Source organism: Streptomyces sp. NPDC047117 (assembly GCF_040643545.1).
In the GTDB taxonomy this organism is placed as follows: Bacteria; Actinomycetota; Actinomycetes; order Streptomycetales; family Streptomycetaceae; genus Streptomyces.
The window spans coordinates 131,905-149,917 of the sequence record NZ_JBEYUN010000009.1 but is presented as its reverse complement, the minus strand read 5'-3'; the positions used below and the strand labels follow the sequence as shown (position 1 = coordinate 149,917).

Below are 18,013 nucleotides of genomic sequence, written 5' to 3'. Positions count from 1 at the left end.
GTCCGTCACGTGGTGACCTTTCGATGGGCTGGATTTCCCCTAGCCATTACCCCTTACCACGGTTCAACACCTGGATGAGGGCTTCGCGACCGTAAGGTGACCTGCGGACCGCCCGTCCAGCAGCAGGGGCACCAGCGCCCGTAGCGGCTGACGCAGCCGGACGAGTGCACCCGCACCGTCATGTTCGACCCGTACTCCGTGAAGCGCCAGTTCGTCGCCGATTTCTTCGTACGCCGCACCGTCCAGCCGGTAGCCGCACGGCGGGTCCTTGATGATCTGCTCGTCGGTGGCCGGATCGTTGTCGGCGCCGCCGAGGTAGACCGGCCCGCGGTCCGCATATCCTGCCAGCCGCGCCGCCGTGGTGGCCGCCTCGATCCGGCCACGGCGCTCCCCGAGGAAGGCGAACGCGCCCTCCAGCCCGGCGAGCTGGGAGTCCACCCGACGCCGGTTGTTGACCGCCGGGTCGTCCTTCTCGGCCTGGGTGAGCGGCGTCGTACGGGTCTCGACGAGCAGCCCGACGGAGTTCTTCACACCGGCCGTGTTGCGCAGGATGCGCTCCTGGCCGTCGCCCGCCACCTGCTTGACGGGCTCACCGGTCTCCGGGTCGGTCCAGATGCCGTAGATGCCGGTGCTGAAGCCGCTGTCCCGCACGGTGGGGCGGACGTACCGCTCGGAGAGGGTGGTGGCCTCCTTGTGCACCGCGTCCGCGGTGTTGAGGTTACGCGGCCACAGTGACAGCAGGTCCTTGTCGTAGTACGGCGGAGTGGCGCCGTACTCGTGCAGGTCGTAGAGGGTGTCGGGGCGGTAGTCGCGGAAGACCCGGGCCATCGCGCGGCCCTCCGCGGTCTTCAGCGCGATGTGGTCGCGGTTGATGTCCACGCCGTCGGAGTTGCCGCGGGTGTTCGCGGCGCGGCCGTCCGGATTGGCGGTGGGGATCACCAGGACGCTGGTACGGGCCAGGAAGCGGCGGGTGGCGTCGTCGGTGGCGTAGGCGAGGTCGCGGACGGTGGACAGGCAGGCCTCGCGGCCCGAGGGCTCGTTGCCGTGCTGGGAGCAGATCAGCAGGACGGAGTTGCCGTGGCGTACGCGGTCGGCGGAGGGCGGCTGCGCGGCGCCGATGCGGACGAGCTGGACCGGCCGGCCCTGTTTCGTCGAGCCGATGCGGTCGACCCGCATGCGCGCGCTCTCCCGGTCGGCGCGGGCGAGGAGCTCCTGTTCCTCGGGCTGGGTGGTCCAGCGGGCGCCGTCGCTCTCCTCGAAACCGGTGCGCGGCCCTTCGTGGCCCGCGGCGACGGCCTGGCCGGGTACGGCGAGGAAGGCCGTGGTGAGCGCGGTGGTGACGACGCCGAGCAGTGCGGTGCGGAATCTGTACCTCACGAAGCGGTGTCTCCCTTGAGCGGTTCGGACACGGTTCTCCGGGGCGGGCCGCACGTATGCGGTGCGGTGCGGCCCGCCCCGGGGGTCAGCGGGCCGCCGGTACGGGGCGGATCGGGCGCGGCGCATCGAGGCCGGCGAGCGGCTTGCCCTCGGTACGCGGCGTGCGCGCCGTACCGGAGAGAGCGTGCGCGGCCCCTACGAGGGGCAGCTCGGCCTTGGTGCGGGACAGGTCGAGGGTGAGCGTCGGCTTCGTGGCCGGCGGGTCGATGAGTCCGGCGTCCGTGCCGCCGATGATCAGGGCGAGCCGGTGCCCGGCGGGCACGACGTGGTCGGTCGCGGCCAGGTCCAGGGTGACCGTGTACGGCTTCCCGGGCGTCAGCGGGCGGCCCTTGTGCGGGTCGGCGTACGTCCCCAGGTCGGCCCAGCCGCGGCTGACGACGGTCTGCGCCACCTTCGCGGTGTCGGGCGCGGTCTCCTTGAAGCAGGCGCTGTCGCCGTCCCGGCTCGCGCCCCAGCAGGTGCGCCGGTCCAGCGTCGTGATGCCCTCGCCCTCCCCGGCGTAGTCGCGGATGGTGGCGGGGCCGAGGTCCACGAGGACGGCCGAGAGGTGGGCGCTGGCAGTGGAGGGCGTGGCGGTGACGGTGACCCGGCCGGCGCCGGACAGCCGCAGCGGTGCGGCCAGCGGGGCGGTGCGGAACGCGGCCTTGGCGGCGGTCGGTTCGTCGGCGTGCTCGGCCCAGTCCGTCTCGCTCAGCTTCGGGTCGTCGGTGAAGGTCTCGGTGGCGCCGGACGGCGCGGGCCGCGTCCCGAGCACCCCGACACCCGGCTCCTCGCCCGTGCCGGGCCGCAGCGTCGTACGGTCGGCCGTACCGGGCGCGGGCCAGACGCGGTCCGTCGTCCACTTCCCCGGGGCGCGTTCGACGTCGGCCATCGGGGCCCGGTCGATGCCGTTGTCGTAGCCCATCAGGTAGTGATCGAACCACCGGTGCAGCGTCGGCACCCAGTCGGCGCGCCGGAAGTCGAACGGGTCGACGTGGCCGGTCTGCGAGAGCCAGATCTTGCGCTCGACGCCGTGCTTCGCGAGCGCGTCCCACCACTGCCCGAAGTGCTTGGTGCGGACATTGAGGTCCTGCATGCCGTGCACCACGAAGACGCTCGCCTTGACCTTGTGCGCGTCCTTCACGTAGTCGCGCTCGGACCACAGGTCCGTCCAGTCGCCGCTGCGCGGGGCACCGTCGACGAGCTTCTTCTGCACGGCGGCACAGCGACCACGGGCGGCCGGGCTCTCGACGTAGTCGGACAGCCACTCGGGGCCGGAGTCGTAGAGCGGGGCGCCCTGGGAGAAGTAGTAGTCGTACCAGGAGGAGATGGCGCCGATGGGCACGATGGTCTTCAGGTTCGGCACCCCGGTGGCGGCCACGCCGTTGGCCACGGTGCCGTCGTAGCTCTTGCCGATCATGCCGGTCCTGCCGTTGGACCAGCCGGCGGTGACCCGTTTCCCGCCCGTGGGGGCGTCGTAGGCGCGGGCGCGGCCGGCCAGCCAGTCCACGACGGCCTTGGCGGACTGCACGTCGGACCGGCCGCCGACGTCGACGCAGCCGTCCGAGTGGTTGGTGCCGGCGAGGTCGACCAGGACCGTGGCGTACCCGCGCGGCACGAAGTAGTTGTCGTAGAACAGCGGGAACTGCACGGGGCGGCCGTCGGCGTCGTAGGTCTTCTTCTGGTTCTCGTTGCCCCGGCCGCAGCAGGAGTAGTACGGGCTCGCATCCATGATCACGGGGACCCGGCGGCCCTGCTCTGCGGCTTCGCGCGGCCGGACGATGTCGACGGCGACCCGGTCGGTCCTGCCGTCCGAGTCGCCGTCCAGTTTCGTGTCCACCCATACGGATTCGCGGATGGCGCGGTCGTAGGAGTAGACGGGTCTGCTCTCTCCGGGACCCGCGGCCCGCGCATCTCCCGAAGCGGCGGGCCGCATCCCCTCGGAGGCGGCGGTCCGCGTCCCTTCGGGGGCGGCCTGCGCGGTGCCACCGGGTGGCAGCAGGACGGCCAGCAGGGCGGCGGTGGCCGCCACGACAAACGCTTGCCACGGTATGCGGCCCAGCCGCGTGCGTATGGTCACCCGCCGGACCGTAGCGCGGGCTCCCGGCGCCACGTAAGGGTGCGGCAGGGACGGAAGTGACCATGACGGCCCGATGTCGGTCATGTGTCAGATATGGCCATGCACCTGACGTGAGACGCCGCAGTACATAGGGTCGGGAGAGACCCGACCAGGGTCGGTGTCACCCCCCACGTAGGCCGGAATCGTCCGGCCTCTCCGACGAGTTGGAGGACTCGTGCGTCACAGACTCCTCGTGCCGGGCGCTGCCGTGCTCAGCCTGCTGCTGGCGATCCCGGCATCGGCTGCCGACTACTCCCCCGGCGCGCCGGGCGCCGGCGACTCCTACTACCCCGAGAGCGGCAACGGCGGGTACGACGTCTCCCACTACGACCTGCGCCTGAAGTACCAGCCGAAGACGGACCTGCTGGAGGGCACCGCGACGCTGCTCGCGAAGACCACCCAGGACCTCTCCCGCTTCAACCTCGACTTCGGCCTGAAGGTCAGCGAGGTCCGCGTCAACGGCAAGAAGGCGTCCTTCAAGGCCTCCGGGAAGCACGAGCTGGAGGTGACGCCGGGCGCGCCGCTGCCCAAGGGCAAGGACCTCAGTGTCGTCGTGCGGTACGCGGGCAAGCCCTCCGAGCTGAAGATCGACGGCTTCACTGCGTGGGCCCGCACCCCCGACGGCGGTGTGGTGGCGCAGGAACCGGACTCGGCGGTGTGGTGGTACCCGAGCAACGACCACCCCACCGACAAGGCCACGTACGACATCTCCGTGGCGGTCCCGGACGGCACCCAGGCCCTCAGCAACGGCGTCCTGCTCTCGCAGTCCTCCAAGCTCGGCTGGACGCGCTACAACTGGCGCTCGGACAAGCCGCAGGCGACCTACCTGACGACGCTGGCGGTCGGCAAGTTCGACATCACCAAGGACACCACCGCGAACGGCCTGCCGGTCATCAACGCGGTCAGCAAGGACCTGGGCAGCAACGAGGGCGCCGCGAAGGCCAGCATCGAGCGCTCCACCGAGGTCGCCGAGTGGCTGGAGACGGTCTTCGGCCCGTACCCCTTCAACGCGCTCGGCGGGTACGTGCCGAACGTCCCGGCGGGCTACGCGCTGGAGACCCAGACCCGCCCCTTCTACGGCAAGAAGGCCTTCGACGCGGGCACCAACGTCTCCGTGGTCGTGCACGAGCTGGCCCACCAGTGGTACGGCGACAGCGTGTCCCTGAAGGACTGGAAGGACATCTGGGTCAACGAGGGCTTCGCCCGCTACAGCCAGTGGCTCTGGTCGGAGAAGGAGGGCGAGGGCACCGCGCAGGAGCTGGCGGACTACGTGTACGACCAGCACCCGGCCGACGACGCCTTCTGGAAGGTGAAGCCGGGCGACCCGGGCCCGGACAACCAGTTCGACATCGCGGTCTACGACCGGGGCGCGCTGACCCTCCAGGCGCTGCGCAACAAGCTCGGCGACAAGACGTTCTTCGGGCTCCTGAAGTCCTGGCCGACGGAGAACAAGTACGGCAATGCCTCGGTCGCCGACTTCGTGAAGTTCGCCGAGCAGAAGTCCGGCAAGCCGCTCGCGGAGTTCTTCGACACCTGGCTGTACCAGCCCGCCAAGCCCTCCGCTCCGGCGGCGAAGGGCGCCTCCATCGCGGCCGCGAAGACCGCGGCGGAGCGGCCGAAGTCGTGGCAGTCCATCGCGGCGACGAACGACGTCCACGACCACGGTGACGTGCACGCGCAGGACGGGCACCGGCCGGAGTAAATCTCCCGGCCGCCCGGTGGTTACCAGAAGGTAATCACGGCTGGTTGGATGTGCGGCGCCGGATCAACCCACACCCCCACAGGGAGATTCAGTGCCGCACTCCACGCCGCGCCGTACGCGCGCCGCCGTCCTCGCCGCCGCGATCACCGTCGCGGCGGCGCCGCTCGCCACCGCGGGGCCCGCGTCGGCCGCCACCGCGGACACCCCCGCACTCAAGGTCCTGACGTACAACACGTTCCTGTTCAGCAAGACGCTGTACCCCAATTGGGGCCAGGACCACCGCGCCAAGGAGATCCCGGCGGCCGGCTTCTTCAAGGGACAGGACGTCGTCGTCCTCCAGGAGGCGTTCGACAACTCCTCCTCCGAGGCCCTCAAGGCGAACGCCGCGGCCGACTACCCGTACCAGACCCCGGTACTGGGCCGCTCGAAGGACGGCTGGGACGCCACCTCCGGGGCGTACTCCTCGCTCACCCCGGAGGACGGCGGGGTCACCGTCCTCAGCAAGTGGCCTGTGGTCCGCAAGGAGCAGCACGTCTTCAAGGACGCCTGCGGTTCGGACTACTGGTCCAACAAGGGCTTCGTCTACGCGGTCCTGGACGTGAACGGCGAGAAGGTGCACGTCGTCGGCACCCACCCGCAGTCCACCGACCCGGGATGCGCCGCGGGCGAGGCCGCCGCGACGCGCGCGAAGCAGTTCAAGGAGCTGGACGCCTTCCTCGACGCCCGGCACATCCCGGCGGACGAGCAGGTCATGGTCGCCGGCGACTTCAACGTCGACTCACGGAGCGCGGAGTACGGGACGATGCTCAACGACGCTGGCCTGGTGGCCGCCGACGCCCGCACCGGCCACCCGTACTCCTTCGACACCCGGGACAACTCCATCGCCAGGGACCGGTACCCCAGCGATCCCCGCGAGGACCTGGACCACGTCCTGCACCGCGCGGGCCACGTCCGCCCCGCGGGCTGGCACAACGAGGTCGTCAAGGAGCAGACCCCGCCCTGGACCGTCACCAGCGGCGGCAAGTCCTTCACGTACACGAACCTCTCGGACCACTACCCCGTCACGGCTGCCGCCGGCGCACAGGACGGCGCGGCGGACCAGCGCTCAAGGTAGGCAGGAACGGCTCGGGGCCATCGGGTGGTGGTCGTCCGACCGCCACCCGATGGCCCCGAGCCGATGCCGGGATCAGCCGCGCGGGCCGGGCACCTTCGGCGCGTCCGGTGCGGACGGGCCCTCCAGGCCGTCCGAGCCGCCGGCGGCGCGCTCCGCCGCGATGCGGCCGACGCGGCCGCGGACGACGAACCAACCGACGATCAGGGCCAGCACGATCACCGGTGCCAGCATGACCGTGTCCCGGCCGACGCCGCCGTCGAACCACATCAGAACGATGACGCCGAGCAGGAACGCGATGGTCACGATGTCGGTGACCGGCGTGCCCGGGAGCCGGAACTTCGGACGCTGGAGGAGGCCCTCCTTCGTCCGGCGGACGAACACCATGTGACAGATCATGATGACGACCCAGGTGCTGATCACACCGAGCGCGGCGATGTTGATCACGATCTCGAACGCCTGGCTGGGCACGAGGTAGTTCAGCGCGACGCCCAGCACACACACCGCCGAGGTGAGCAGGATGCCGCCGTACGGCACCTGGTGGCGGTTCATCCGGCCGACGAACTTGGGCGCGGAGCCGGACATCGACATCGAGCGCAGGATGCGGCCGGTGGAGTACAGGCCGGAGTTCAGGCTGGACATGGCGGCGGTGAGCACGACGAGGTTCATCACGTCGCCCGCGGCCGGTACGCCGACGTTGGAGAGCACGGTGACGAAGGGGCTCTCGGAGCCGCTGTACTTGTCCCACGGCATCAGGAGCGTCAGCAGCACGACCGAGCCGACGTAGAAGATGCCCACCCGCCACATGATCGAGTTGACGGCCTTCGGGACGACCTTGTGCGGCTCGCTGGTCTCACCGGCGGTGACGCCGACCATCTCGACGGCGGAGTACGCGAAGACCACGCCCTGGAGGACGACCACCACGGGCAGCAGGCCGGTCGGGAAGAACCCGCCGCTGTCGCTGATCAGGTCGAAGCCGGGGGTGTGACCGCTCACCGGGTGCTGGGTGGCCAGCAGGAAGATGCCGATGAACATGAAGACGACCAGCGCGGCGACCTTGATGATCGCGAACCAGAACTCCAGCTCACCGAAGATCTTCACCGAGATCAGGTTCACGGTCAGCACGACCGCGAGCGCGATCAGCGCCATCACCCACTGGGGCACGTCGGTGAAGAGGCTCCAGTAGTGCGTGTAGAGCGCGATGGCGGTGATGTCGGCGATACCGGTCGTCGACCAGTTCACGACGTACATCCAGCCCGCGACGTAGGCGCCCTTCTCGCCCAGGAACTCACGGGCGTAGGAGACGAAGGAGCCCGAGGAGGGGCGGTGCAGCACCATCTCGCCCAGCGCGCGTACGACGAAGAACGCGAAGAGACCGCAGACCGCGTAGGCGACGGCGAGCGCGGGTCCCGCGGACGCCAGCCGGCCGCCGGCGCCCAGGAACAGGCCGGTGCCGATCGCGCCGCCGATGGCGATCATGTTGATGTGCCGGGCCTTGAGGCCCTTGCTGTATCCGGCATCGCCCGCGTCGTGCGGGGCATTGCCGTTCCCCCCGTCCGGCGGCCGGTAGGCGTCTTCCTGGACGGTATGCGTGCTCACGGGTGGGTCATCTCGCTTTCGGGAGGGCGATAAAGCCACGGTCGGCCGCTGCGGATCGCGCGAGCCGGGCCGACGGCACACCTTCCCCGAAGGATGGCCATCCGTCTGTGAAAGAGATCACACGAGCCGGGTTCTCCGTCCCGTGTTTCGTCCGTACGCCGTCCCTCAGTCCCTCAGGAGCAGCACGAGCACCAGCACCACGGCCACCGGCCAGCCCGCCAGCAGGACGACCGCCCAGAGGCCGGCGCCCGGGCCCTTGAGCAGCGCGAGGAGCCACGCGACGAGGCCGGGGCCGTCCTGCGGGAGGTCCTGTGCGCGCTGGGGCCCCGGGCCCGGCCCCGTCCGCGGTGCCGCCTCTCCGGGACGCCTAGAGGCGGCCACAGGAGGCGGTGCCTTGCGCGCCGCCGGGTCGGACGGCTCCGGTCCGGGCTCCGCCGCCGGGACCGTCCCGGCGGCCAGCGACGCCAACGGCACACACGCCGAGACCAAGGGCCGGAACGCCCGCTCGTCGGCCAGGAAGCGCGCGAACACCTCCAGGGCCATCGGGCGCAGCCCCGGCAGCTCGGCTTCCGTCACGGAGACCCGCGCCCGCGCGCCCGTCGCCCCGGTGACGACCACGCCGTACGCCACCTCCACGGGCCGGCCGCTGCGGTCGCGCAGCACCACGCCCTCGGCGCCGGGCGGTGACGCCTGGACGATGCGGTACGAAAGCCCGATCCGCCCGCCGTCCGGCAGTGCCGCCTCCGCGTGCCGGCTCTCCCCCGCCTGGGTGAGGCTGCCGGTGATCGCGTCGCGCAGCAGCCCGGACAGCCCGCGCTCGGCCAGGAAGCGCGGTACGAGCAGCGTCCGCTGCCCCACCACCCGGCCCCGTGCCACCAGGAAGGGCCAGCACCCGTGGTCCCGCGCTCCGCGGCGGTTCACAGGGCCTCGCCGTCACGCAGCACGGAGAACGGCATCCTGGCCACGAAGGAGGCCAGCTCGGCGTTCATCCGGTCCATGGCGATCCGCCGCGCGGAGGCGGCCTCCTCGGTGAGCCGGTCGACCTGGCCCAGCTCCCGCTCCCGCACCCCCATCTTGATGTCGCCCCGCTCGGTCAGCCTGCTGGCGAACATCTCCACCGCGGCCTCGCTCACCTTGTCGAGCTTCTTGCCGCCGACCACCGCGCCCAGCACGCCGGTGAGGGCCTTGCTCAGCCGGGTGCTGAGCGTGCCGCTCAGCCACTTGATCCGCTCCCCCGCGGTCAGCGCCGTGCTCCGCTGGATGTCGAGGATGAGCTGACGGCGGGTGGCGTCGTCGAGCCGGCCGAGGATCGAGGAGAAGATGTCGGGCAGGATCGCGAGGAAGGGGATCTCGACGTACTGCGGATGCGGCAGCGCACCCGGATGCTTGCGCATCTGCCCGTCCGGTTCCAGCGTCGCGAAATCGGGGCCGACCGCGCTGACGGGCAGCAGACGCACGGCGGGGGCGTACTCGTTCCCGGCCATGGTGACGTTCTCGACGAGGTGCGCGAACTCCTCGATGCCGTACAGCGCGTCCCGCACCGCCGCCAGCGAGGCGCCCTCCGTGCGGGCGTGTCCGGCGAGCAGGTCCCACTTGGTGACCACGAAGTGCACCGGCTTCTCCGCCGACTGGAGCAGCCCGAAGATCAGCGACATCTCGTGGTGGAAGTGGTCCAGGCCCGCCTCGGTGCCCATGAGCAGTTCGCGTACGTACTGCCCGTCCAGCAGGCACAGCACCGTGTCGGCCGCCACCAGCCGCTCGGTCAGTTCCTCCTGGGCCCGCGAGGCGGCGTCGTCGTGCGTGGCCTCGGTGAGCAGCTCGCCCGCGTAGTCCAGGTACTTGATGCGCAGCACCGAGTGGTTGGTGCCGCTCCGCCGGGTCTTGCAGTCGAAGGTGTACTCGCGGCTGTTGTGCACCCGCGTCGAGGCGGGCCACTCCTTGCGGTCCCGCACCTGGCGGTAGAACTCCATGAGCTCGATGCGCTGCGCCTGCGGGCACTCCAGGAAGATCGCGGCACTGCTCTGCACCTGGAGGCGCTTGAAGAGGCTGGCGAGATAGACCGTCTTGCCCGATCCGGACGGCCCCACCACCAGCACGCGCACGGTGAACGGGTCATCGCTGAGTTCGAGCATGCGTCCCCCGTGGGCTCCGTACCGGACCAGCGGATGCTACTGAAGGGGGTGCCGCGCAGGAGGGAGAGCGGCCGCTCCCTCACTCGTCGGAGTGGTGACAAGTGTGGTGAGACAGCAATACTGTCCAACATGATGGAGTCCGCTGCCGACGAGAGCCTGACCGTGGACGAGCTGGCCGCGCGGGCCGGGGTCACGGTCCGTACGATCCGGTTCTACAGCACCCGCGGGCTGCTCCCGCCGCCCGAGCTCGGCCCGCGCCGCGTCGGCCGGTACGGCCCGGACCACCTCTCGCGGCTGGCCCTCATCGAGGAGCTGCAGCACCAGGGCATGACCCTGTCGGCCATCGAGCGCTATCTGGCGCAGCTGCCGCCGGACCTCAGTGCGCAGGACCTCGCCATCCACCGTGCCCTCGTGGCCGGCTGGCTCCCGGACCGGGCCGAGGAGCAGACCCGGGCGCAGCTGGAGCGGCGGGTGGGCCGGTCGCTGACGGAGCCCGACCTGGACCGGCTGGCGGCGATGAGCGTGCTGGTGCGGACCGAGGAGACGGATGTCTTCCAGGTGGATCCCGGGCTGCTGCAGCTCGGGGTGCGGCTGCTGGACGTGCCGATCGCGCTGGAGACGATCCTCGCGGCCCGCACCGTCGTCCTGGAGCACACCCGCTCGGCGGCCCGGGAGCTGAGCCGGCTCTTCAAGGACGAGGTCGGCGCCGCGTACGAGGACGACGGACCGGACGCCGAAGAGGTGGCCCGCCGCAAGTCGCTCTCCGCCCACATGCAGCCGCTGGTCGTACAAGCCCTCGTGACGGCATTCCAGCGGTCGATGAAGGAAGAGCTGCAGGAGTGGTTCAGCGAGCGGTGAGCGGGAAGGGGCGGGCCCCGCAGGACCCGCCCCCGTTCGCGCGCGTCAGTCCTTGAAGCGCTCGCCCTTCTCCGCCTTCTCCAGCAGCAGCGGCGAGGGCGCGAACCGCTCGCCGTACGTCGCCTGCAGCTCCTTGGCACGGGCCACGAAGCCGGCGACGCCGCCCTCGTAACCGTTGATGTACTGCATCACGCCGCCGGTCCAGCCGGGGAAGCCGATGCCGAGGATCGAGCCGATGTTGGCGTCGGCGACGGAGGTGAGGACGCCCTCCTCGAAGAGGCGGACGGTGTCCAGCGCCTCGGAGAAGAGCATCCGCTCCTGCATGTCCTTGAACGGGATCGACACGTCGGGCTTGGTGTAGTGCTCGCGCAGCCCCGGCCACAGCCCGGCCCGCTTGCCGTCCTCGCCGTACTCGTAGAAGCCTGCGCCCCCGCTGCGGCCCGGCCGCCCGAACTCGTCCACCATCCGGTCGATCAGCGCGTCGGCGGGGTGCGGCGTCCAGCTGCCGCCCGCGTCCTCGATCGCCTTGCGGGTCTCGTTGCGGATCTTCCGCGGCAGGGTGAGGGTCAGCTCGTCCATCAGGGAGAGCACCTTGGCCGGGTAGCCGGCCTGCCCCGCCGCCTGCTCCACGGAGGCCGGGTCGACGCCCTCCGCGACCATCGCCACGCCCTCGTTGATGAAGTGGCCGATGACGCGGGAGGTGAAGAAGCCGCGGCTGTCGTTCACCACGATCGGGGTCTTGCGGATCTGGCGTACCAGGTCGAACGCGCGGGCCAGCGCCTCGTCGCCGGTCCGCTCGCCCTTGATGATCTCCACCAGCGGCATCTTGTCGACCGGCGAGAAGAAGTGCAGGCCGATGAAGTCCCGCTGCCGCTCGACGCCTTCGGCGAGGCCGGTGATCGGGAGGGTGGAGGTGTTGGAGCAGAGCAGCGCGTCGGGCGCGACGATGCCCTGGATCTCCTGGAACACCTTGTGCTTGAGCGACGTGTCCTCGAACACCGCCTCGATGACGGCGTCGCAGCCTGCGAGGTCCTGGGGGTCGGCGGTCGGGGTGATCCGCGCCAGCAGCGCGTCCGCCTTCTCCTGCGTCGTACGCCCCCGGGAGACGGCCTTGGCGCACAGCTTCTCGGAGTAGCCCTTGCCCTTGGCCGCGGCGTCCGCGGACACGTCCTTGAGGACGACCTCGATGCCCGCCTTGGCGCAGCTGTACGCGATGCCCGCGCCCATCATGCCCGCGCCGAGGACCGCGACCTTGGAGACCTTCCGCTCCTCGATGCCCTTCGGGCGGTTGGCACCGGAGTTGACGGCCTGGAGGTCGAAGAAGAAGGCCTGGATCATGTTCTTCGAGGTCTGGCCGGTGACCAGCTCCACGAAGTAGCGCGCTTCGATGGTCTGCGCGGTCTCGAAGTCGACCTGGGAACCCTCGACGGCCGCGGCGAGGATGTTGCGCGGGGCCGGGTACGGCGCGCCGTTCAGCTGCTTCTTGAGGTTGGCGGGGAACGCCGGGAGGTTCGCGGCGAACTTCGGGTTGGCGGGCGTGCCGCCGGGGATCCGGTAGCCCTTGACGTCCCAGGGCTGCTGCGACTCGGGATGGGCGTCGATGAACGCGCGGGCCTTGGCGAGCAGGTCCTCGGGGGTCTCGGCGACCTCGTGGATCAGCCCGTTGTCCTTGGCACGGGTGGCGTTGTACTGCGTTCCCTGGAGCAGGACCTTCAGCAGCGCGTCGGCGATGCCGAGCAGCCGTACGGTACGGGTGACGCCGCCGCCGGCCGGCAGCAGGCCGAGGGTGACCTCGGGCAGGCCGATCTTGGTGCCGGGGGTGTCGAGCGCGACGCGGTGGTGACAGGCGAGCGCGATCTCGTAACCGCCGCCCAGCGCGGCGCCGTTGATGGCCGCGACGACCGGCTTGCCGAGCGTCTCGATGCGGCGCAGGTCGCGCTTGATGCCCTGGCCCGCCTCGAAGGCCCGCTGGGCGTTCTCGGGGGTGACGGCGATCAGTTCGCGCAGGTCGCCGCCGGCGAAGAAGGTCTTCTTGGCGGAGGTGAAGACGATGCCGCGGATGCTGTCCTGCTCGGCCTCCAGGCGGTCGGCGACCGCGGCGAGGGAGGCCTTGAAGTCCTCGTTCATCGTGTTCGCGGACTGGTTCGGGTCATCGAGGACGAGGGTGACGACGCCGGTCTCGTCCTGCTCCCAGCGGATCGTGCTGGTCTCACTCATGGTGCGTTCTCCGTAAGGGGTTCGGGACGGACGGTCAGAGGCGCTCGATGACGGTGGCGACGCCCATGCCGCCGCCGACGCAGAGGGTTGCCAGGCCGTAGCGCTTGTCCTGGCGCTCCAGCTCGTCGACGAGGGTGCCGAGGATCATCGCGCCGGTGGCGCCGAGCGGGTGGCCCATGGCGATGGCGCCGCCGTTGACGTTGACCTTGTCCAGGCCGATGCCCATGTCGGCGGCGAAGCGCAGGACGACGGCGGCGAACGCCTCGTTGATCTCCACGAGGTCGATGTCGTCGATGGTCAGGCCGGCCTTGGCGAGGGCCTTGCGGGTGGCGGGCGCGGGCCCGGTGAGCATGATGGTCGGCTCGGAACCGGAGACCGCGGCGGAGACGATGCGGGCCCGCGGGGTCAGGCCGTAGCGCTCGCCGACCTCCTTGGAGCCGATGGCGACCAGCGAGGCGCCGTCCACGATGCCGGAGGAGTTGCCGGCGTGGTGGACGTGGTCGATCTGCTCGACCCAGTGGTACTTCTGCAGCGCCACCGCGTCGAACCCGCCCATGTCGCCGATGGCGGCGAAGGAGGGCTTGAGGCCGGCGAGCGAGTCGGCGGTGGTGCCGGGGCGCATGTGCTCGTCGTGGTCCAGGACGGTGAGCCCGTTGCGGTCGGTGACGGGGACGACGGACCGCTCGAACCGGCCGTCCTTCCAGGCCGCCGCGGCCCGCTCCTGGGACATCGCGGCGTACTCGTCGACGTCGCGCCGGCTGTAGCCGCCGAGCGTGGCGATCAGGTCGGCACCGATGCCCTGCGGGACGAAGTTGGTGTCGAAGTTGGTCATCGGGTCGTTGAACCAGGCGCCGCCGTCGGAGGCCATCGGCACCCGGGACATCGACTCCACGCCGCCGGCCAGGACCAGGTCCTCCCAGCCGGACCGGACCTTGGCGGCCGCCATGTTGACGGCCTCCAGGCCGGAGGCGCAGAAGCGGTTCTCCTGTACGCCGGCGACGGTGTCGGGCAGCCCGGCGGCGATCGCCGCGATCCGGGCGATGTCGGAGCCCTGGTCGCCGACCGGGCCGACGACGCCGAGCACGATGTCGTCGACGGCGGCCGGATCGAGGTCGGGGAAGCGCCGCCGCACCTCGTGGATCAGGCCGACGACCAGGTCGATCGGCTTGGTGCCGTGCAGCGCACCGGAGGCCTTGCCGCGCCCGCGCGGGGTGCGGATCGCGTCGTACACGTACGCTTCGGAAGTCACGGTGTGGAGCCTTTCAAGATGAGGGTGAGCCGTGCGTAACAGAGGGGCGGCCGGGTCGGGGGCCCCGTCAGCCGAGCAGCGAGCGGCCGATGATCTCCTTCATGATCTCGGTGGTGCCGCCGTAGATCGTCTGGATGCGGCCGTCGGTGAACGCCTTGGCGACGCGGTACTCGTTCATGTAGCCGTACCCGCCGTGCAGCTGCAGACAGCGGTCGGCCACCCGCTTCTGCAGTTCGGTGGCCCACCACTTGGCCATCGAGGCGTGTACGGCATCCAATTGCCCGGCCGAGTGGTCGACAATGCAGCGGTCCAGGAACGTGCGGGTGACGGCGCACTCGGTGGCCATCTCGGCGATCTCGAAGCGGACGTGCTGGAGCTTGGCCAGCGGCCGGCCGAACGCCTCGCGCTCCTTGACGTACTGCGTGGTGATCTCCAGCAGGTGTTCGGCGGCGGCGATCCCGGCGACGGCGATGCCCATCCGCTCCTGCGCGAGGTTGGTCATCAGGTGGATGAACGCGCCGTTCAGCTCGCCGAGGAGGTTCTCCTTCGGCACGCGTACGTCGTTGAAGAACAGCTCGGCGGTGTCCTGGGACTTCTGGCCGATCTTGTCGAGGTTGCGGCCGCGCTCGAAGCCCTCCATGCCGCGCTCGACGACCAGCAGGCTGAGTCCGTGCGCGCCCCCTTCGGGGGTGGTCTTCGCGACGACGACCACGAGGTCGGCCAGGATGCCGTTGGAGATGAAGGTCTTGGAACCGTTCAGCACCCAGTGGTCGCCGCGGTCCTCCGCGGTCGTTCTGATGCCCTGGAGGTCGGAGCCCGCGCCCGGTTCGGTCATTGCGATGGCGGTGATGATCTCGCCGCTGCAGAAGCCGGGCAGCCAGCGCCGCTTCTGCTCCTCGGTGGCCAGCGAGGTGAGGTACGGGCCGATGATGTCGTTGTGCAGGCCGATGGCCAGGCCCGCGGCGCCGGCCCGGGTGAACTCCTCGGCCAGTACGGCGCTGTAGCGGAAGTCGGGGTTGCCGCCACCCCCGTACTCCTCGGCCACCGCGAGCCCCAGCAGCCCCTGCCGACCGGCGGCGCGCCACGCCTCCCGGCTGACGATGCCTTCCTTCTCCCACTCCTCGTAGTGCGGCTCGACCTCCTTCTTCAGGAAGGTGCGCACGGTCTCCCGGAAGGCGTCGTGGTCCTCGGTGTAGATCTGGCGCTTCAGCTGCGCCGGCTGCTGGGTCATCGCTGCGGGCCTTCCTCGGGGCCGGCGCCGGGCCGGTTCTCGGGGTGTGCGGTGGACGGGCCTTCGGGCTGTGCGGTCGTCGGGGCTTCGGGGCGTGCGGCGGTCGAGCCCTCGGGGTGTGCGGTGGTCAGGGCGGGGACGTCCCAGTCGCGGGCCACCGCTTCGGTGTCCGCGCCGGGCAGGGCGGGGCCGCCGCGCACGGCTCCCGGCGTACGGGAGAAGCGCGGCGCGGGCGCGGGCTGGGTCAGCCCGGCGTGCTCCACGAAGGTGCCGCGGGCGGCGAGATGGGGGTGGGCGGGCGCCTCGCGCAGGGACAGCACGGGGGACACACACGCGTCGGACCCCTCGAAGACGGCCGTCCACTCCTCCCGGGTACGGGTACGGAATCGGTCGGCGATGGCCGTACGCAGCTCGCCCCACTTGGCGAGGTCCTCTCTCGGGGGCGCCTCGTCCGCGATGCCGAGCAGCCGCAGGAACTCGGCGTAGAACCGCTGCTCCAGCGCGCCGACCGCCATGTGGCCGCCGTCGGCCGTCTCGTACGTGCCGTAGAAGGGCGCCCCGCCGTCCAGCAGGTTGGCGGCGCGGCGGTCCTGCCAGGCGCCGGCCTCCAGCATGCCGCGGATCATGGTGGTGAGGTGGGCCGTGCCGTCGACGATCGCGGCGTCCACGACCTGGCCGCTGCCGCCCTCGGTGCGGGCGTGCTGGAGGGCCGCGAGGATGCCGATGACGAGGTAGAGCGAGCCGCCGGCGTAGTCGCCGAGGAGATTGGCGGGGGCCACGGGCGGGCCGTCGGCGGTGCCGGTCATGCCGAGGGCGCCGGTGAGCGCGATGTAGCCGATGTCGTGGCCCGCGGTGTCGGCGAGCGGGCCGTCCTGGCCCCAGCCGGTCATCCGCCCGTAGACGAGGCGGGGGTTGCGGGCGAGGCAGTCCTCGGGACCGACGCCCAGCCGTTCGGCGACGCCCGGCCGGAACCCCTCGATGAGCACATCGGCCCGCTCTGCCAGGTCGAGCACCTGCTCCGGCCCCTCGGGGGCCTTCAGGTCCACCAGTACCGAGCGCTTGCCGCGGTTGGTGAGGTCGTGCGCCGGGTCGATGCTGATGCCGGAGCCGCCCGGGCGGTCCACGCGTACGACGTCGGCGCCGAGGTCGGCGAGGTGCATCGCGGCGAACGGGCCCGGCCCGATCCCGGCGAGTTCCACCACCCGTACTCCGCTCAGCGGGCCGTTCCCTGTCTGCGCCATCGAGCCCCCTGTCTGTGAAACTGCCTGTGACGCCGTCTGTGACACCAATGCTGTAACACTCGTGATGTTAAGAACGTGTTCCACTTTCCACAAGCCCCCTCAGGGCAGGTTGGGGATCGGGCTCGGTCGCCGGCGCGAGGGCGGATTCGGTGGCCGGTGGGAGGGCCGGTTCGGGGGCCGTGGGACGAGGGCTTTCCGGGCGGCATTGCGGGCGGGTTGGACCCGCCGCCATTGCCTGCCGGGAGGCCGTGGTGACAATGGCCGGATGTCTTACACGCACCTCGCCGCCGCACTGTTCGATCCCGGCTCCGGCCAGGGCTGGCGCCAGATCGCCGAGCTCTCCATCGCGCTGCTGCTGTCCTCCCTCATCGGGCTGGAACGTGAGGCGCGCCAGAAGAGCGCGGGCCTGCGCACGCACACCCTCGTGGGCGTCGGCAGCGCGCTCTTCATGGAGGTGTCGATCCACGGCTTCGGTGCGGTCACCGGCATCGACGGCATCGGGCTCGACCCGTCCCGGGTCGCGGCGCAGGTCGTCTCCGGCATCGGCTTCATCGGCGGTGGCCTGATCTTCGTGAAGAAGGACGCGGTGCGCGGCCTGACCACGGCCGCCACCGTCTGGCTCACCTGCGCCATCGGCATGGCCTGCGGCGGCGGACTGCCGCTGCTGGCGCTCGCGTCGACGGCCGTGCACTTCCTGGTCGTCCGCGGCTTCCCCAAGGTCACCGACCGCATCGCGCCGGCCCCGTCCGTCGAGCGCTTCGAACTGCGACTCGCCTACCGGGCCCAGCACGGCCTGCTCGGCCGCATGCTGGAGATGTGCACCAGCGGCGGCTTCCAGGTCACCGACGTCCAGGTCGAAACCGACCCCGAAGCCCCCGACCGGGTCGCCTCGGAAGTCCTCCTCGGACTGGAGGGCACCGCCTCGGCACACGACCTGGTGGAACGCCTCTCCGAACTGGAGGGCGTCCGCGGCATCACCTTGGGCCGCGAGTCGGACCGCACTGAGTGAGGGCGGCTCAGCTGTAGAAGCTGAGCGCCTGCGGTGCCGAACTCCGCAGCGTCCGAAGGGGCGTGTTGACGCCATGTACAACTGATCCATAGCGTGCGACCACTGACTGCGCGAGTGCCTTGACCCACT

Annotated in this window: 13 protein-coding genes; 4 read left to right on the top strand and 9 right to left on the bottom strand. The window is 70.9% G+C overall.

From position 1 onward, the window contains the following. Nucleotides 1–63: 63 nt before the first annotated feature. Both ABZ840_RS19320 and ABZ840_RS19315 read right to left on the bottom strand, forming a co-directional pair. Nucleotides 64–1,377, bottom strand: coding sequence for a M14 family zinc carboxypeptidase (locus ABZ840_RS19320; RefSeq protein ID WP_361561194.1), 1,314 nt, complete (start codon nt 1,375–1,377; stop codon nt 64–66). Between the two features lie 85 nt (nt 1,378–1,462). Then, complete coding sequence (locus ABZ840_RS19315; protein WP_361561192.1) at nt 1,463–3,496, bottom strand: Xaa-Pro dipeptidyl-peptidase; 2,034 nt, start codon at nt 3,494–3,496, stop codon at nt 1,463–1,465. A gap of 214 nt (nt 3,497–3,710) precedes the next feature. On the opposite strand from ABZ840_RS19315, the gene ABZ840_RS19310 reads away from it, so the two are divergent. After that, nucleotides 3,711–5,237, top strand: a complete 1,527-nt coding sequence (locus ABZ840_RS19310; RefSeq protein WP_361561190.1) for a M1 family metallopeptidase — start codon at nt 3,711–3,713, stop codon at nt 5,235–5,237. Between the two features lie 91 nt (nt 5,238–5,328). After that, a complete protein-coding gene (sph, locus tag ABZ840_RS19305; protein ID WP_361561188.1) occupies nt 5,329–6,351 on the top strand; it encodes a sphingomyelin phosphodiesterase in 1,023 nt (340 codons plus the stop codon). 72 nt (nt 6,352–6,423) lie between these two features. On the opposite strand, the gene ABZ840_RS19300 is transcribed toward sph, so the two are convergent. The 3 genes from ABZ840_RS19300 to ABZ840_RS19290 all read right to left on the bottom strand — a co-directional run bounded on the left by ABZ840_RS19300 (nt 6,424) and on the right by ABZ840_RS19290 (nt 10,079). Then, entirely contained in the window at nt 6,424–7,827 is a 1,404-nt protein-coding gene (locus tag ABZ840_RS19300; protein WP_361561431.1) for an amino acid permease, read from the bottom strand. Nucleotides 7,828–8,112: 285 nt separating this feature from the next. Continuing rightward, nucleotides 8,113–8,868, bottom strand: a complete 756-nt coding sequence (locus tag ABZ840_RS19295; protein WP_361561186.1) for a hypothetical protein — start codon at nt 8,866–8,868, stop codon at nt 8,113–8,115. Further along, on the bottom strand, nt 8,865–10,079 hold the full coding sequence (locus ABZ840_RS19290; protein ID WP_361561184.1) for an ATPase/DNA packaging protein: 1,215 nt from the start codon (nt 10,077–10,079) through the stop codon (nt 8,865–8,867). Before ABZ840_RS19290 ends, ABZ840_RS19295 begins: the two co-directional genes overlap by 4 nt. A 132-nt stretch (nt 10,080–10,211) precedes the next feature. On the opposite strand from ABZ840_RS19290, the gene ABZ840_RS19285 reads away from it, so the two are divergent. Next, nucleotides 10,212–10,937, top strand: coding sequence for a MerR family transcriptional regulator (locus tag ABZ840_RS19285; protein WP_361561430.1), 726 nt, complete (start codon nt 10,212–10,214; stop codon nt 10,935–10,937). 45 nt (nt 10,938–10,982) lie between these two features. Here the strand turns inward: ABZ840_RS19285 and ABZ840_RS19280 are convergent, their stop codons facing one another. The 4 genes from ABZ840_RS19280 to ABZ840_RS19265 all read right to left on the bottom strand — a co-directional run bounded on the left by ABZ840_RS19280 (nt 10,983) and on the right by ABZ840_RS19265 (nt 16,875). Further along, nucleotides 10,983–13,154, bottom strand: a complete 2,172-nt coding sequence (locus ABZ840_RS19280) for a 3-hydroxyacyl-CoA dehydrogenase NAD-binding domain-containing protein (protein WP_361561182.1) — start codon at nt 13,152–13,154, stop codon at nt 10,983–10,985. Nucleotides 13,155–13,188: 34 nt separating this feature from the next. Next, complete coding sequence (locus ABZ840_RS19275) at nt 13,189–14,403, bottom strand: acetyl-CoA C-acetyltransferase (protein ID WP_361561180.1); 1,215 nt, start codon at nt 14,401–14,403, stop codon at nt 13,189–13,191. A 67-nt stretch (nt 14,404–14,470) separates the two neighbouring features. Beyond that, nucleotides 14,471–15,613, bottom strand: a complete 1,143-nt coding sequence (locus tag ABZ840_RS19270) for an acyl-CoA dehydrogenase family protein (protein WP_361561429.1) — start codon at nt 15,611–15,613, stop codon at nt 14,471–14,473. 17 nt (nt 15,614–15,630) lie between these two features. Continuing rightward, a complete protein-coding gene (locus ABZ840_RS19265; protein WP_361561178.1) occupies nt 15,631–16,875 on the bottom strand; it encodes a CaiB/BaiF CoA-transferase family protein in 1,245 nt (414 codons plus the stop codon). Nucleotides 16,876–17,140: 265 nt separating this feature from the next. Here ABZ840_RS19265 and ABZ840_RS19260 point away from each other — a divergent pair, with 265 nt between their 5' ends. Then, nucleotides 17,141–17,884 carry an MgtC/SapB family protein gene (locus ABZ840_RS19260; protein WP_361561176.1) on the top strand — a complete coding sequence of 248 codons (744 nt, stop codon included), beginning with the start codon at nt 17,141–17,143 and terminating at the stop codon, nt 17,882–17,884. Nucleotides 17,885–18,013: the final 129 nt, after the last annotated feature.

What these genes read in the sequence shown, in the direction of transcription:
- ABZ840_RS19300 (WP_361561431.1), bottom strand. Translation starts at nt 7,827, where the DNA reads ATGATCGCCATCGGCGGCGCGATCGGCACCGGCCTGTTCCTGGGCGCC.
- ABZ840_RS19290 (WP_361561184.1), bottom strand. Translation starts at nt 10,079, where the DNA reads ATGCTCGAACTCAGCGATGACCCGTTCACCGTGCGCGTGCTGGTGGTG.
- ABZ840_RS19285 (WP_361561430.1), top strand. Translation starts at nt 10,212, where the DNA reads ATGGAGTCCGCTGCCGACGAGAGCCTGACCGTGGACGAGCTGGCCGCG.
- ABZ840_RS19280 (WP_361561182.1), bottom strand. Translation starts at nt 13,154, where the DNA reads ATGAGTGAGACCAGCACGATCCGCTGGGAGCAGGACGAGACCGGCGTC.
- ABZ840_RS19265 (WP_361561178.1), bottom strand. Translation starts at nt 16,875, where the DNA reads ATGGCGCAGACAGGGAACGGCCCGCTGAGCGGAGTACGGGTGGTGGAA.
- ABZ840_RS19260 (WP_361561176.1), top strand. Translation starts at nt 17,141, where the DNA reads ATGTCTTACACGCACCTCGCCGCCGCACTGTTCGATCCCGGCTCCGGC.